Origin of the sequence: Micromonospora sp. Llam0 (genome assembly GCF_003751085.1) — a bacterium.
Classification (GTDB): Bacteria; Actinomycetota; Actinomycetes; order Mycobacteriales; family Micromonosporaceae; genus Micromonospora_E.
This window is the reverse complement of record NZ_RJJY01000001.1, coordinates 1,278,070-1,292,760: the sequence shown is the minus strand read 5'-3', so window position 1 is coordinate 1,292,760 and position 14,691 is coordinate 1,278,070. Positions and strand designations below refer to the sequence as shown.

12 protein-coding genes and 1 pseudogene are annotated in these 14,691 nt (G+C 73.2%); 8 read left to right on the top strand and 5 right to left on the bottom strand.

The annotated features are described in order from the left end of the window. Nucleotides 1–76 precede the first annotated feature (76 nt). Both EDC02_RS05825 and EDC02_RS05820 read left to right on the top strand, forming a co-directional pair. Nucleotides 77–928 (top strand): transglutaminase family protein, encoded by an 852-nt coding sequence (locus EDC02_RS05825; RefSeq protein ID WP_123601062.1) that lies wholly within the window; start codon nucleotides 77–79, stop codon nucleotides 926–928. Between the two features lie 284 nt (nucleotides 929–1,212). Next, the gene (locus EDC02_RS05820; RefSeq protein ID WP_123604538.1) at nucleotides 1,213–2,022 is read left to right on the top strand and encodes a SigB/SigF/SigG family RNA polymerase sigma factor; all 810 of its coding nucleotides are present in this window, start codon (nucleotides 1,213–1,215) and stop codon (nucleotides 2,020–2,022) included. A gap of 121 nt (nucleotides 2,023–2,143) precedes the next feature. Here the strand turns inward: EDC02_RS05820 and EDC02_RS05815 are convergent, their stop codons facing one another. After that, complete coding sequence (locus tag EDC02_RS05815) at nucleotides 2,144–2,887, bottom strand: PP2C family serine/threonine-protein phosphatase (protein WP_123601061.1); 744 nt, start codon at nucleotides 2,885–2,887, stop codon at nucleotides 2,144–2,146. Nucleotides 2,888–3,198: 311 nt separating this feature from the next. On the opposite strand from EDC02_RS05815, the gene EDC02_RS05810 reads away from it, so the two are divergent. Then, complete coding sequence (locus EDC02_RS05810) at nucleotides 3,199–6,255, top strand: glycoside hydrolase family 9 protein (RefSeq protein ID WP_233605761.1); 3,057 nt, start codon at nucleotides 3,199–3,201, stop codon at nucleotides 6,253–6,255. Here EDC02_RS05810 and EDC02_RS42680 read toward each other — a convergent pair. The 4 genes and pseudogenes from EDC02_RS42680 to EDC02_RS05790 all read right to left on the bottom strand — a co-directional run bounded on the left by EDC02_RS42680 (nucleotide 6,233) and on the right by EDC02_RS05790 (nucleotide 9,137). Continuing rightward, nucleotides 6,233–6,565 (bottom strand): helix-turn-helix domain-containing protein, encoded by a 333-nt coding sequence (locus EDC02_RS42680; protein ID WP_123601060.1) that lies wholly within the window; start codon nucleotides 6,563–6,565, stop codon nucleotides 6,233–6,235. The genes EDC02_RS05810 and EDC02_RS42680 overlap by 23 nt on opposite strands. A 27-nt stretch (nucleotides 6,566–6,592) precedes the next feature. Next, nucleotides 6,593–7,185 (bottom strand): annotated as a pseudogene (locus EDC02_RS05800) (ATP-dependent Clp protease proteolytic subunit). 191 nt (nucleotides 7,186–7,376) lie between these two features. Continuing rightward, nucleotides 7,377–8,564, bottom strand: a complete 1,188-nt coding sequence (tuf, locus tag EDC02_RS05795; protein ID WP_123601059.1) for an elongation factor Tu — start codon at nucleotides 8,562–8,564, stop codon at nucleotides 7,377–7,379. Nucleotides 8,565–8,870: 306 nt separating this feature from the next. After that, nucleotides 8,871–9,137, bottom strand: a complete 267-nt coding sequence (locus EDC02_RS05790; RefSeq protein WP_123601058.1) for a DUF6343 family protein — start codon at nucleotides 9,135–9,137, stop codon at nucleotides 8,871–8,873. A gap of 123 nt (nucleotides 9,138–9,260) precedes the next feature. Here EDC02_RS05790 and EDC02_RS05785 point away from each other — a divergent pair, with 123 nt between their 5' ends. The 5 genes from EDC02_RS05785 to EDC02_RS05765 are packed head-to-tail and all read left to right on the top strand — an operon-like array spanning nucleotide 9,261 to nucleotide 14,678. Beyond that, nucleotides 9,261–10,289, top strand: coding sequence for a 3-oxoacyl-ACP synthase III family protein (locus tag EDC02_RS05785; protein ID WP_123601057.1), 1,029 nt, complete (start codon nucleotides 9,261–9,263; stop codon nucleotides 10,287–10,289). Next, on the top strand, nucleotides 10,286–11,074 hold the full coding sequence (locus EDC02_RS05780) for a glycosyltransferase (protein WP_233605760.1): 789 nt from the start codon (nucleotides 10,286–10,288) through the stop codon (nucleotides 11,072–11,074). Before EDC02_RS05785 ends, EDC02_RS05780 begins: the two co-directional genes overlap by 4 nt. 28 nt (nucleotides 11,075–11,102) lie before the next feature. After that, the gene (locus EDC02_RS05775; protein ID WP_123601056.1) at nucleotides 11,103–12,569 is read left to right on the top strand and encodes a class I adenylate-forming enzyme family protein; all 1,467 of its coding nucleotides are present in this window, start codon (nucleotides 11,103–11,105) and stop codon (nucleotides 12,567–12,569) included. Further along, nucleotides 12,562–13,695, top strand: coding sequence for a cytochrome P450 (locus EDC02_RS05770; protein ID WP_123601055.1), 1,134 nt, complete (start codon nucleotides 12,562–12,564; stop codon nucleotides 13,693–13,695). Before EDC02_RS05775 ends, EDC02_RS05770 begins: the two co-directional genes overlap by 8 nt. After that, nucleotides 13,692–14,678 (top strand): NAD(P)-dependent oxidoreductase, encoded by a 987-nt coding sequence (locus tag EDC02_RS05765; RefSeq protein ID WP_233605759.1) that lies wholly within the window; start codon nucleotides 13,692–13,694, stop codon nucleotides 14,676–14,678. Before EDC02_RS05770 ends, EDC02_RS05765 begins: the two co-directional genes overlap by 4 nt. Nucleotides 14,679–14,691: the final 13 nt, after the last annotated feature.

The following is a 14,691-nucleotide window of genomic DNA, read 5'->3' as shown; positions in this document are numbered from 1 at the left end:
AACCATCTGCCGGAAGTGACGGGGGTCGCCCTCGGCAGCCGGTGCGACGGTTGCGTCCGACGGGTACCAATGGGCAATGGGTGACCAGAGGGCGGCTCCGGCGGCAGGAGAGATCGGCTGCCGGCTCAGCTACCACATCGAATCGGCAGCCACACTGGTACTGCAGGTCACGGCGTACCGACCGGCACCGCCGCCCCGGTTGGTGGCGGGTACCGCGGACGGCGACGACGTTGCCGTGACGGAGATCGACGGGAGTTGGGCCGACGGCGGCCGCCAGCATCTGGTACGGGCACCGGTCGGAGATCTCACGATCTCGTACCGCGCGACCACGCTGCCGCGCCCGGAGTCGGACCCGGCCCCGGCGGCGGTCGGGTCGGCGGTCAGTCAGCTGGAACGCATCACCTACACCCGGCCGAGCCGGTACTGCCCGTCGGATCGGATGGCGGGATTCGCGGCCGCACGGTTCGCCGGCTACCGCACCGACGCGGACGGCGTCCGGGCGATCTGCGACTACGTACACAGCCGGACCTCGTACACGGCCGGGGCGAGCGGGCCCGGTACCGACGCCGCCGAGACGTTGCTGAGCGGGGCCGGCGTCTGCCGCGACTACGCGCACCTGACGGTGGCGCTCTGCCGGGCCGTCGACATCCCGGCGCGGGTGGTCGCGGTCTACGCACCCGGCCTTGCTCCGATGGACTTCCATCTGGTCGCCGAGGCCGCTGTCGGTGACCGGTGGTACGTCTGGGACGCGACCCGGCTGGCGCCCCGACCCAGCATGGTGCGGATCGCGACCGGCCGGGACGCGGCGGATGTCGCCTTCGCGACCGCCCTCGACGGCGTGTCGGAGCTGACCGGGATGTCCGTCTTCGCGGTCGCCCCGGGCGACCTACCGATCGACGATCACGAGGCGCTGGTGACGCTTCGTTGACCGTGGACGGGGTAACCGACGGCTGGAAGCGGTGCTCACAGGCAGAAAAATGTCCGACTTGATCGATTATAGGCGATAAATACATCGTACTTTCGGCTAGCTTTTGATTGACCGACCAGGTTAGCGTTGGAGGCCGAAAGACCCTAGCGGACGCATCCAGACGCACCACTTTCCATATCCGCGGACGAGGTGCAGGGAGGACCACCATGACCGCGACACTGACCGGACACCGCACGGTGACCGAGCCGACGACAGTAGCCGAGCCGAACACAGTGGACCGGACGATGACAGTGGACCGGGCGGCGACCACGCCGGCCACACTGGACCGTCGGACGACCGCGCCGGAGGACAGCGCGACCGAACTGCTGGCCGCGATGGCGGCGCTGCCGGCCGGGCACCCCTCCCGGGAGGCGCTACGCGACCGGGCCATCGAGGCGTGGCTTCCGCTGGCCCAGCACCTCGCCCAGCGCTACAGCGGCCGGGGCGAGCCGACCGACGACCTCGCTCAGACCGCAGCCGTCGGCCTGATCAAGGCCATCGACAAGTTCGACCCCGCGCGCGGCGTCGACTTCGCCGGCTACGCGATCCCGACGATCATCGGTGAGCTGAAGCGGCACTTCCGGGACCGGACCTGGGACATCCGGGTGCCCCGCCGGCTGCAGGAGCTACGGCTGAGCATCTCGGAGGCGAACAGCACCCTGCTGCAGACGTTGGGCCGGTCGCCGACGGTCGCCGACATCGCCGCGCACCTGCGGATCACCGAGGAGGAGGTGCTCGAAGGCCTGGAGGGTGCCCGCGCGTACAACGCGGTGTCGCTGTCCACGCCGACCGGCGACGGCGAGCGCGCCACCGAGTTGGCCGACATGCTCGGTGCCGAGGACCGCGAGTACGAGCTGGCGGAGCTGCGGGTCGCGCTCGGCCCGGCGCTGGCCACCCTCGACGAACGTGAGCAGCGCATCCTCACCCTGCGCTTCTACGGCAACCTGACCCAGTCGCAGATCGCCGATCAGATCGGCGTGTCCCAGATGCACGTGTCGCGGCTGCTCGCCAGGGCACTGACCAAGCTCCGCGGGCAGTTGCAGTCGACGTACTGATCGGGCCGATCGGCGGGCCGGCCGTCGCCGGCGCCGGTTGCGACCCACGCTGCAGGCTTTCCCATCGGCTGCGGCCGGCCCCAACCTCCCGGGCCGGCCGCAGCCGGCGTCTGGGCAACCGTCACTCGGCGATGTCGGCGGTGACCTCGGTGATGTCGCCGATCACCACGGTGATGTTGTCCGGGCCACCGGCCCGGATCGCCAGGTCGACCAGACGCTGCGCGCCCGCCTGCGGGTCCGCGTAGGTGGCCAGCACCTCGGCGATGCTCTCCGCCCGTACCACGTTCGACAGCCCATCGCTGCACAGCAGCCAACGATCGCCGGTCTGCGGCTCGAAGACCTGGTAGGCGGGGTTGACGTTCTCCCCCTGCAGCGCCTGGGTGACCACCGCCCGACGCGGATGGCTGGCGGCCTGCTCCGCAGTGATGACGCCCTCGTCGACCAGCATCTGCACGAATGTGTCGTCCCGGGTGACCTGCTCCAGCGCGCCGCCCCGCAGCAGGTAGGCCCGCGAGTCGCCGACGTGTGCCAGCGCGATCGCCGCGCCGGACCCGGCGAAGAGCAGGGCGGTCAGCGTCGTTCCCATCCCTTCCCGCGCCGGATCCTCGGCTATCGCCTGACGGATGCCGGCGCTGGCGGTCTCGACCGCCGCCTGGAGCCTCGGGACCAGTTCATCGTCCGCGACGGCCGCATCGAGCGGGGCGATCGCCTCGATCGCGATCTTGCTCGCCAGATCCCCGGCGGCCATCCCACCCATGCCATCGGCGACGGCGACGAGCCAGTCGCCGGCGTGCACGGAGTCCTGGTTCCCGCTCCGGATCAGGCCGCGGTCGGTCACCGCCGCGGAACGCAGCTTCAGGGTCATGGCTGGCAGCCTGCCAGGAACAGGGCCGAAATGTCTCTAGTAGATCAGCATGCAGATGTTAAAGATCATGGAGAATCGTGGTCGACAACCGGACGTAAACCAACAAATGGCGCATATTGGGCGTCCAGCATCCATTGCGCGGCCCGCCGCGCATGACGTGATTGACACACCGGTAACGCCCTGGCAACATCGTCTAGGATCAATGGGAGCGCTCCCAATCCTGCCTCCGGTGCAGTCCGGGAAGACCGACGTCAGGTCCGGCCCTCGGCTGCCCCGGCCAGGCAGTCCGACCCACGCGCGGAAGGAACCCCGTGACCCGATCCAGACGACGCCGGACGGTCGCGCTGCTCGCCGGCACCAGTGCCGGCGTCCTGGCGTTGACCACCCTGACCGTGACGACGGCGTACGCCGAGGAACGCGAACATATCGTCAACGGCACCTTCGACGACGGAACAGCCCCCTGGTGGGGTACCGAGAACGTCGCCCTGGCCGCCACCGACGGCGAGCTGTGCGCCAGCGTGCCCGGCGGCACCACCAACCCGTGGGACGCCAGCATCGGACACAACGGCATCGAACTCATCGACGGTGCCGCGTACCGGCTGGCCTTCACGGCCACCAGCGACGTTCCGGCGACCGTACGGGCCAACGTCCAGCTCAACGCGGAGCCCTACACCACCGTGCTCAGCCGCGAGCTCGACCTCGGGCCGGACGCCGAGACGTTCACCTACGACTTCACCGCCAATCTCGACTCGCCCGACGGCACCCTCACCTTCCAACTCGGCGGCGGCGCCGACGAGTACACCCTCTGCCTGGACGACGTCTCACTGCTCAGCGACGACAGCGCCGGTCCCCCACCCGGCGGGCCGGAGCAGATCACCAACGGCGACTTCAGCAACGGCACCGACAGCTGGATCAGCTACGGCACCACCGGCACCGGGGTGGTCGACGGACGGCTCTGCGCCACCGTCCCGACCGGGCTGGCCAATCCGTGGGACGCCGGCATCCTGCAGGAGGGCCTGCCGCTGATCGCCGGCGAGGAGTACACCATCGGCTTCACGGCGTCCGCCGAACCGGCCGCCGCCGTACGGGCGGTCGTCCAGCTCGGCGCCGACCCATACACCGGCTACTTCGGCCGCGACCTGGCGCTGACCGCCGAACCGTCGCGGGTCGAGGCGACCTTCGTCGCCAGCGAGGACACCGAACGGGCCCAGCTCGCCTTCCAGGTCGGTGGCAACGCCGACGAGTACACCTTCTGCCTGGACGACGTCTCGCTGCGCGGCGGCGAGGAGGAGCCGCCGTACGTGCCGGACACCGGCCCACGGGTGCGGGTCAACCAGGTCGGCTACCTGCCCGGCGGGCCCAAGAACGCCACCGTCGTCACCGACGCCACCGAACCGCTCGACTGGCAGCTGCACGACGCCGACGGGGCCGTCGTGGCCAGCGGCACCAGCACCGTACGCGGGCTGGACAGCGCCTCCGGCGAGCAGACGCACAGCGTCGACTTCTCCGCGTACCGGGGCACCGGCACCGGGTTCACCCTGGTCACCGACGGCGAGACCAGCTACCCGTTCGCCATCTCCGGCGACATCTACCAGCAGCTGCGCTCCGACGCGCTGCAGTTCTTCTACATCCAGCGCAGCGGCATCGCCATCGACGGGGACCTGGTCGGCGAGGAGTACGCCCGCCCGGCCGGCCATGTCGGCGTCGCCCCCAACCAGGGCGACATCGACGTGCCGTGCCAGCCCGGCGTCTGCGACTACCGGCTCGACGTGCGCGGCGGCTGGTACGACGCCGGCGACCACGGCAAGTACGTGGTCAACGGCGGCATCGCCACCTACCAGCTGCTCAGCGCGTTCGAGCGAACCAAGACCGCGCCCACCGCCGACGGCGGTGCCGGGCTCGGCGACGGCAGCCTGCGGGTGCCCGAGCGGGACAACGGCGTACCGGACGTCCTCGACGAGGCCCGCTGGGAGCTGGAGTTCCTGATGCGGATGCAGGTGCCGGCCGGTGAACCGCTCGCCGGGATGGCGCACCACAAGATCCACGACCGGAACTGGACCGGCCTGCCGCTGCAGCCCGAGGACGACCCGGAGCTGCGGGAGCTGCATCCGCCGTCCACCGCGGCCACGCTGAACCTGGCGGCCGTCACCGCTCAGTGCGCCCGACTGTACGCCCCGTACGACACCGCGTTCGCCGAGCAGTGCCGGACCGCGGCGACGACGGCGTACGCGGCGGCCAAGGCCAACCCGGACCGGATCGCCGACCCGGCCGACGGCAACGGCGGCGGCTCGTACAGCGACGGTGACGTCAGCGACGAGTTCTACTGGGCCGCGGCCGAGATGTACCTGACCACCGGCGAGCAGAGCTACCTCGACGACGTCACCGCCTCGCCGCACCACACCCGAAACGTCTTCGACGCGACCGGCTTCGGCTGGGGCTCCACCGCCGCACTCGGCCGGCTCGACCTGGCCACCGTGCCGAACGGGCTCGCCCCGCAGGAGCGGGACCGGATCCGCACCTCGGTGGTGGCCGCCGCCGACTCCTACCTCGCCACTGGGGACAGCCAGGCGTACGGCCTGCCGACGCCGGGCAACCGGGGCGCCTACTTCTGGGGCGCGAACAGCAACATCATCAACAACGCGGTGGTGCTCGCCACGGCGTACGACATGACCGGGGAGACCGGGTACCGCGACGGTGCCGTGCAGGCGATGGACTACATCTTCGGCCGCAACGCGCTGAACCACTCCTACGTCACCGGCTGGGGCACGGTGTACCCGCGCAACCAGCACAGCCGGATCTTCGGCAACCAGCTCGACCCGGACCTGCCGATCCCGCCGGCCGGGTCGATCGCCGGCGGCGCCAACGCCGGCCTGGACGACCCGTTCGCCCGGGACCTGCTGGACGGCTGCGCCCCGATGTTCTGCTACGTCGACGACATCGAGTCGTACGCGACCAACGAAGTGGCGATCAACTGGAACTCGGCGTTGAGCTGGATCGCCTCCTTCCTGGCCGACCAGGGCGACGCGGTGCCGGCACCGGCGCCGTTGAGCTGCCGGGCCGAGTACGTCAACTACGGCGAGTGGGCCGGCGGCGGAGGCTTCACCGCCCAGGTCGACATCACCAACACCGGGGACGCCACGGTCGACGGCTGGACGGTCCGCTTCGCGTTCACCGGTGACCAGCGGCTCCGGGAGGCGTGGATGGCCGAGGTCAGCCAGAGCGGGGCGACGGTGACGGCCCGCAGCGAGACCTACAACGGCCGGCTGGAGCCCGGCGAGACGGCGATGTTCGGGCTGAACGCCACCACCGCCGGCGGGGCCAACCCGGCACCGGAGCTGATCACCGTCAACGGGGTGGCCTGCTCCTGAACCTGTGCTGGTGGCTGACCCGCCGCTGCGCCGCGAGCGGCGGGTCAGCCACCGGTCGGCCGGCCCGCCGCTCGCCCGGCCGACCGGCGGACGGACCCGCCCGTCCCCGTCGCCCTCGGGTGGCCGACGGAGACCCGCCCGAGGGCCGGACGGATCGTCGCCAGCGGACGGTGGCCATCGGACGGCTGCGGGCCAGCTCCGACAGGTACGCCGTGGACAGGCCGGCGGCTCGGGCGACGTCCTGCAGGGTGCGGCCCTGGTCCTGCCGGAGCCGACGCAGCACCCGCCCGATGACCTGTCGCAGCAGCATCGAAGGTCTCCGTCCAGGCTCGCCAGGTCAGCTGGGGACGCCGCCGGTGGACAGCTGCGCCGTGGTGGCGATCACCTGGTCGATGATGCCGTACTCGCGGGCCTGCTCGGCGGTGAACCACCGGTCCCGGTCGGAGTCCCGCTCGACCTCCTCGCAGGTGCGCCGGTGTGGAACGCGATGCGCTCGATCGTCGTCCGCTTGATGTGCAGCATGTTCTCGGCCTGGATGGCGATGTCGGCGGCGGTGCCGCCCATCCCACCGGACAGCTGGTGCATCATGATCCGGGTGTGCGGCAGGGCGTAACGCTTGCCGGGCGCGCCGGCGCAGAGCAGGAACTGACCCATCGACCCGGCGAGACCGAGGCCGACGGTCGCCACGTCGTTTCCGATGTAGTGCATCGTGTCGTAGACGGCCATGCCGGCGCTGATCACGCCGCCCGGCGAATTGATGTAGAGGAAGATGTCGCGCTCGCTGTCCTCGGCGGCCAGCAGCAACATCTGCGCACAGATCGTGTTGGCCGAGGTGTCGTCGACCTGGGTGCCGAGAAAGATCACCCGCTCCTTGAGCAGTTGTTGGAAGACCTGGTCGCCGAAGCCGGTGGTCGCGCCGTCCGCAGCCATCGCGGGACTGGTGTGCCGCATCAGTGACGCCCTCTCGATCACGGTGATGATGGCTACCAGCATCGACCGGAGACGGACCGGGCCGCTGCCCTTTCTGCTGACAGGAGATCTGCTGTGAGCAGAAAGGGCAGCCGGCGACAATCCACTGTGGGTACGGCCCTTCGGCTGGACCGAAGGGCCGTACCCGGTTGTCAGTCGAGCAGTCCGGCCACCGTGCCGGCGGCCACCGTACGGCCGCCCTCGCGGACCGCGAAGCCGAGCCCGACGTCCATCGCGACCGGCTTACCCAGCTCCACCGTCACCTCGACGGTGTCGCCCGGCATGGCCATCGTGCCGTCGGCGAGCCGCACCGACCCGACCACGTCCGTGGTACGGAAGTAGAACTGCGGCCGGTAGTTCGCGAAGAACGGCGTGTGCCGGCCACCTTCGGCGGTGGTCAGCACGTACAGCCGGGCCCGGAACCGCTGGTGCCCGGCGACGCTGCCGGGCACCGCCACCACCTGGCCCCGCTGCACCTGGTCCCGCTTGACCCCGCGCAGCAGTACGGCGGCGTTGTCGCCGGCCTCGGCGGTGTCCAGCGACTTGCCGAACGTCTCCAGCCCGGTCGCCACGGTCGACAGGGTCGGACCCAGCCCGACCACCTCCACCGGGTCGCCGACCCGCAGGGTGCCCCGCTCGACCGCACCGGTCACCACGGTGCCCCGGCCGGAGATGGTCAGCACGTTCTCGATCGGCATCAGGAACGGCTCGCCCAGCTCGCGGGGCGGCACCGGGACGTACCGGTCGACCGCGTCGAGCAGCTCCACGATGGAGTCCACCCAGCGCGGGTCGCCCTCCAGCGCCCGCAGCGCCGACACCCGTACCACCGGCACCTGCTCACCGGGGAACCCGTACTCGGTGACGAGGTCGCGGACCTCGAGCTCGACCAGGTCGAGCAGCTCCGGGTCGTCGACCGCATCGGCCTTGTTCATCGCCACCACCAGGTACGGCACCCCGACCCGACGCGCCAGCAGCACGTGTTCGCGGGTCTGCGGCATCGCCCCGTCGAGCGCGGAGACGACCAGGATCGCCCCGTCCACCTGCGCCGCCCCCGTGATCATGTTCTTCACGAAGTCGGCGTGGCCCGGCATGTCCACGTGGGCGTAGTGCCGGGTCGCGGTCTCGTACTCGACGTGCGAGATGTTGATGGTGATGCCCCGCGAAACCTCCTCCGGCGCCCGGTCGATGCCGTCGAAGGACACGAACCGGTTGGCCGCCGGGTCCCGGTCGGCAAGAACCTTGGTGATCGCGGCGGTCAGGGCGGTCTTGCCGTGGTCGACGTGGCCCATGGTGCCGATGTTGAGGTGCGGCTTCGCCCGCACGAACTGACTCTTGGCCATGATGATCTTCCAGGGTGGGTGAACGAAACTGGCGGACGACGAACGCGGGGCGGGTGCCAGACCGCCCGACCGCGTCAGAACCACGCCGCCCGGCGCACCCGTCGACGGGCAGCGCCGGAGGACCGGGCCACCCTCCTCCATGGTTCTGCCGCAGCGGGAGGAGGGTCAGCCTCGGGTATCAGCCAGCCATGCGCACACGACGGCGGTGCCCGGCAGGTGAAGACCTGCGGGCCACACAGCGCCGACGGTGCCGAACATGGCGGTCACGCTAGCCGGCAACGCCGGACGAGGCCACCGAATTCCGGCTCACTCGAACAGCGAGTGCCGTACGCCCGGTTGCTCCCGCCGGCGGGCCCGGCGGCGACGCTGCACGACGACCAGGTCGACCACGGCGATCACGGCCAGCACCCACAGCACGATCGCGCCGGCGGTCAGGTCGGCGCGCCAGGCGAGCACCCCGAGCACGGTGCAGAAGACCAACCCGAAGCCGGCCATCGCCAGCCGCAGATTCAACGCGCTGTAAGCGTGACCGACGGTACCCCGGGCCCCCTTGGGCTGCGACTTCGTGGCCATCCCCGGGCTGTACCCGGCAGACACCGGGCCGTAACCTCGCCACCGACGCCGGCCCGCACCACCAGGTCGGGCTGAGCACCCCTACTCATCCGGACCGGCCCGGTCCGGCAGGAAGCTGAACCGATGAACGTTTCGTCGCGACCGGAGTGGCCCGTCGCCCGGGTCGGCATCACCGGGGTCGGCGTCAGCCTGCCCGACCGTACCCTCACCACCGCCGACCTGCAGGACCGCGTCGCCGCCGCCAGCGACGTCGTGCTGCCACCCGGGCTGTTCGCCACGATGACCGGGATCGGACAGCGTCGGGTCGCCGCAGCCGACGAGTACGCCTCGACCTTCGCGGTGCGGGCCGCCCGGCGGGCGCTCGACGCCGCCGGGCGCTCCTGCGACGACGTCGACCTGCTGCTGTTCGCCTCGGCCAGCCGGGACATGGTCGAACCGGCGACCGCGCACATCGTCCAGGCCGAGCTGGGCGGCTCGGCGCACGCGGTCGACGTCAGCAACGCCTGCAACAGCTTCATCAACGGCATCGACCTGGCCCGGTCGATGATCGTCGCCGGTCGGGCGCGGCGGGCGCTGGTCGTCACCGGCGAGACCCCGACCCGGGTGATGCGTCCCCGGCTGGACAGCATGGCGCAGGCCCGGTCGTCGTTCGCCGGCTACACCTTCGGCGACGGCGGGGCGGCGGTGCTGGTCGAGCCGGTCCGGCGCGGCGGGATCGTCGACGTCGACACCGAGACCCGGTCCGGGCACTGGTCGGTCGGTGGCATCTTCGGCGGTGGCTCCCGCCACCCGCGCGGTGACGAGCACACCTACTTCCACGGCGACGGGCACGCCCTGCGGTCGGTCTTCGAACGGATCGGCACCGACATCCTGGACCGGGTGCGGCGGCGCACCGGCTGGGACTGGGTCGACTACGAACGTGTCCTGGTGCACCAGGTCAGCGTGCCGTACCTGGAACGCTTCATCGAGGTCACCGGGGTGCCGAAGGAGAAGCTGGAGGTCACCGTCGACGAGCTGGGCAACCTGGCCAGCGCCACGCTCGGGGTGCAGCTGGCCCGGGTCGACGCCGGGCTGCGCAGCGGTGACCGGGTGCTGGCGATCGGTCTGGGTGGCGGGGTCAGCGTGATGACGATGGTCTGGGAGAAGCCTTGACCCGGGCGGTCGAGCAGCCACCCGCCGCACCGGCGGCGGCCGGCACCGGGCCGCTGTGGGTGGTGGTGCCGGCGTACCAGGAGCAGGCCCGGATCGGTGCGACGTTGGCCGCGCTGGCCGACCAGACCGATCGGGACTTCACCCTGGTCGTGGTCGACAACGGCTCCACCGACGGCACCGCCGCCGTGGTCGAGCGGTTCGCCGCGGCCGCGCCGTTTCCGGTGCGGCTGCTGCACGAACCGTGCAAGGGCGTCGGCGCCGCGGTCGACACCGGTTTCCGGTACGCCATCACGCACGGCGCCCAGTGGCTGGCCCGTACCGACGCGGACTGTCTGCCGCGGCCCGGCTGGGTGGCGGCGGCACGTGCCGGCCTGGCCGGCGGGGCCGGGCTGGTCTGCGGCGCGATCCGGGCCCGCCGCGACGAACACGGCCCGGTCGGCCGGGCCGGGTTCCGGGTGCTGGTGCTGCTCGCCGCGACGTTCGGGCGGCTGCGCCCGGCGCACCGACGCGCCGACGGCTACCTGGCGCCCTACCGGATGCACGCCGGCAACAACATGGCGGTCACCGCCGAGCTGTACCAGGCCTGCGGGGGCATGCCACGGCGGCCGTCGCCGACCGACCGGACCTTCCTCAACCGGGTACGCCGCACCACGTCGGCGATCATCCACCGCCGGGACATGGTGGTGGAGAACTCGACCCGGCGGCTGCGGGCGTACGGCCTGCGCCGCACCGCCGCCTGGTACCTGGACCGGGGTGCTGGCCCGTTGACCGAGGACCCGCGGTGACGCCGCCGACCGGGAAGGACCGCGACTGATGCTGGACCGCCTCGCCATGGTGCTGCGCGCCGACCCGCACCGACCGGCGGTGTTGACCGCCACGGCGTTGACCGGCCGGTCCCGGGTCCGGGCCACCACCGGTGACCTGACCAATCTCACCGACCGGTACACCGCCGCGCTGGCCCGGCACGGGCTCGCCGCCGGGGACACCCTCGGTCTGGCGGTACGCCCGGGCCCCCGGTCGCTGGCGGTGCTGCTGGCCGCGTACCACCTGGGGGTGCGGGTGGCGGTGCTGGATCCGACGGCCGGCCCGGATGTGCTGACCGCCCGGCTCGCCGTGGCCGAGCCGGCGTTGGTGCTGGCCGACGCGGCGGCGCAGGCGGTGGCCGGTTGGGCCGGCCCGCTGGCCCGCCGCGCGCATCTGGCGTTGCCGGACCTGACGCGGATCGCCCCGGTCCGTACGGTCGGCCGCCGGTTGCCGGGCTGCGCGCCGGCGCTGCCGGCGAGTGCCGGCCCGCCGCCGGCGGCGTTCGACGGCGACGGTGACGCGGTGATCGTCTTCACCTCGGGGACGACCAGCCGGCCCCGGGCGGTGGTGCACACCCGGTCCGGGTTGTCCGCCGGGATGCGAGCGGTCACCGGGCTGGTCGGCCCGCAGCCGGACGCACCGGTGCTGGGCGGCACGTTCTTCGTGCTGGTGCCGGCGTTGGCAGCCGGCGCGCCGGTGGCGTTGCCGGACCGGCCGCCGGCGCTGCTGGCCCGGCAACTGACCCGGCTGCGGCCGCAGGCGACGTACCTGACACCGCCGCAGCTACGCGCGGTGCTCGACCACTCGCCCCGGCTGACCGGGCAGGTGTTCAGCGGTTCGGCCCCGGTCAGCGCCGCCCTGCTGGGCCGGGTCAAGCGGGCCGGCGCGGACCGGGCGTACGGGGTGTACGCGCTGACCGAGCTGTTCCCGGCCGCCGCCGTGGAGGAGGCCGACAAGCGCGGGTACGCCGCCGACGGGGACCTGGTGGGCCGGCCGCTGCCCGGGGTGTCCGCCCGGGTCGACGACACCGGGCAGGTGTGGCTGTCCGGTGCGGGGCAGGCGGACCGGTACCTCGGTGAACCGCCGATGGCCGAGGTGGCCACCGGCGACGTCGGCCGGCTCGACGGCGACCGGCTGGTGCTCGCCGGCCGGTGCAAGGACATGGTGCTGCGGGCGGCGGAGAACATCTACCCGGGGCTGTACGAGCCGGCGTTGCACGCACCGGGGGTGGCGCTGGCGGTGCTGGTCGGCGTGCCGGCCGACGACGGTGACGAACGGCTGGTGGCCGTGGTGCAGCCGGAGCCGGGCGCCGACCGGGCCCGGCTGCGGGCGGCGTTGCGGCCGGTGCTGGACCGGATGGGGTCCGCCCGCCCGGACCGGGTGATGTTCGCACGGGTTCCGCTGGCCGGTCGGTCCCGCAAGCCGGACCGGCGGGCGGCGGCGCAGGTGGCGGCGCGGGTGGCCCGCGATGGTTGAGCCGCGCCCGGCCCGGCGGGGCCGCCGCCGGGACCGGTGGGTCTACCTGGGCAGCCATCCGGTGCTGTTCGCCCTGCTGGCGGCGACCCGACGCGCGCCGGTGCGCCGGATCGGCCGCATCGTGCTGGTGCACGACGCGGTGCCGTTCGCCGACGCGCTGCGTCGGGTCCCGTTGGACCGCTCGGCCGAGCGGACCACCGCCGGGGCGGCGCGGCGGGCCACCGGCGGCGACGGATTCCTGTTCGACCAGGACGGCGCCGGGCACCGGCGGACCCGCCGGGGTGCCGCGTCGGGGTTCGGCGCCGACGGGGTCGCCCGGCTACGGCCGGTCTGGTTGGACGTGCTGCGGCGGCGGCTGGCACCACTGGGCGACGGGGCCGAGGTGGACGTCGTCGACCTGGTGGCCGAGCTGTCCGGGGCGAGCACCGCCGCGATGCTGGACGTGTCGGTGCCGGCGCACGCGTTGACCGCCGCGGCCCGGTCCGCTGCGGCGCTCGCCGCCCGGGGGCATCTGCCCGGGCTGCGCTGGCCGGGCCGGGCCCGCCGGGACCGCGCCGCCACCGCGTCGGCCGCCGCCGAGCTGACCCGGCTGCTCGGCGGGCCGGCGGACGAGGCCGCCCGAGCCGGCATGCTGGCCGTCGCCTCGATCAACACGACGGTGGCGGCGATCCCCCGGGCCGTCGCCTGGTGCGCCGACGACCGGCTGTGGCCGGCGGCGGACCGCGCCGATTCGCGGACCGCGCTGGTGGCGGAGCTGCTGCGGGTGACCGCGCCGAGCCCGGTGCTGCCCCGGGTGGTGGCCGACGCCGCCGAACTGGCCGACACCCGGCCGCTGCGGGCCAGTACCCGGCTGCGGCCCGGCGACCGGCTGCTGCTGGTCGCCCGGCACGCGGCCCGCGCTGGTGCGCCGCACCCGGATCCGGACGCGCCGGTGCCGGCGGCGGTCGGCCATCTGGTGTTCGGCACCGGCCCGCACCACTGCCCGGGCGCCCGGCTGGCCCACGCCCAACTCGACGACGTGCTCGCCGCACTGGCGCCGTACCGGCCGGTGGTGACCGGGGCGCGGGTGGACCGGCGGTCGGCGCTGCCGGGCTGGGCCCGGTTGACGGTCCGGGCGACCCGGTGAACACCCGGCTGGCCGGGCTGCGGATCGCGGTGACCGGGGCCAGCGGCTTCTGCGGGTCGGCGGTGGCGCGGGCAGCCGCCGCAGCCGGCGCCGAGGTGGTGGCGGTGGGCCGCCGACCCGGCCCGGTGGGCCGGCACGTGCCGTGGGACGCCGGCCGGGAGCTGCCGGATCTGCGGGGCGTCGACGTCGTCGTGCATCTGGCGGCGGCGGTCGGGGATCCACCGGCCGGCGCGGCGGCGGAGGCCGCGTACCACGCGGTGAACGTGGCGGGCACGGCCCGGCTGCTGCGAGCGGCGGCCGACCGGCCGGTGGTCTGGGTGAGCAGCGCCAGCGTCTACCGACCGGGTCGGCATCGCGCCGCGATCCGGGAGGATCACCCGACCGACGGCCAGCGCACCGGGTACGGGCGGACCAAGGCCGACGGGGAGCGGCTGGCGCTGGCGGCCGGTGCGGTGGTGCTGCGGCCCCGGGCGGTCTACGGGGCCGGCGACCCGCATCTGCTGCCCCGGCTGCTGGCTGCGGTCCGACGGGGTCGGGTGCCGCTGCCCGGTCCGGACGTCGCGATGAGCCTGACGGCGGTGGAGAACCTGGCCGACGCGTGCCTGGCGGCGCTGCGCTGGCCACCGGGTCCGTACAACGTGGCCGACGCGGCACCGTACTCACGCGACGCCGTGGTGACCGGGGTGCTGGCGGCGGCCGGGCGGCCGGCGCGACCGCTGCGGGTGCCGGTGCCGGTGGCGCTGGGCGCGGCGGCGCTGGCCGGCGGCGCGGCCCGGCTGGGGGTGCCGGGCACCGGCCGACTGACGAGGTACGCGGTGGAGCAGTTGGCGTACGGCACGGTGCTGGATCTGGGCCGGGCCTACGGCCAGGGGTGGGTGCCCCGGCGGGCCCTGCCCGATTTCCTGGCGGAGCTGTCGATCGGTGCGGAGCTGTCGACCGGTGCGGCCCGGTGGCTGTCGCCAGATCCACGCCGACGCATATAGTTACCCTGCCGTC

Coding starts and splice junctions, on each gene's coding strand:
- tuf (WP_123601059.1), bottom strand. CDS start 8,564: ATGGCCAAGAGTCAGTTCGTGCGGGCGAAGCCGCACCTCAACATCGGC.
- EDC02_RS05825 (WP_123601062.1), top strand. CDS start 77: ATGGGTGACCAGAGGGCGGCTCCGGCGGCAGGAGAGATCGGCTGCCGG.
- EDC02_RS05820 (WP_123604538.1), top strand. CDS start 1,213: ATGACAGTGGACCGGGCGGCGACCACGCCGGCCACACTGGACCGTCGG.
- EDC02_RS42680 (WP_123601060.1), bottom strand. CDS start 6,565: ATGCTGCTGCGACAGGTCATCGGGCGGGTGCTGCGTCGGCTCCGGCAG.
- EDC02_RS05790 (WP_123601058.1), bottom strand. CDS start 9,137: ATGGCCACGAAGTCGCAGCCCAAGGGGGCCCGGGGTACCGTCGGTCAC.
- EDC02_RS05770 (WP_123601055.1), top strand. CDS start 12,562: ATGGTTGAGCCGCGCCCGGCCCGGCGGGGCCGCCGCCGGGACCGGTGG.
- EDC02_RS05775 (WP_123601056.1), top strand. CDS start 11,103: ATGCTGGACCGCCTCGCCATGGTGCTGCGCGCCGACCCGCACCGACCG.
- EDC02_RS05785 (WP_123601057.1), top strand. CDS start 9,261: ATGAACGTTTCGTCGCGACCGGAGTGGCCCGTCGCCCGGGTCGGCATC.
- EDC02_RS05815 (WP_123601061.1), bottom strand. CDS start 2,887: ATGACCCTGAAGCTGCGTTCCGCGGCGGTGACCGACCGCGGCCTGATC.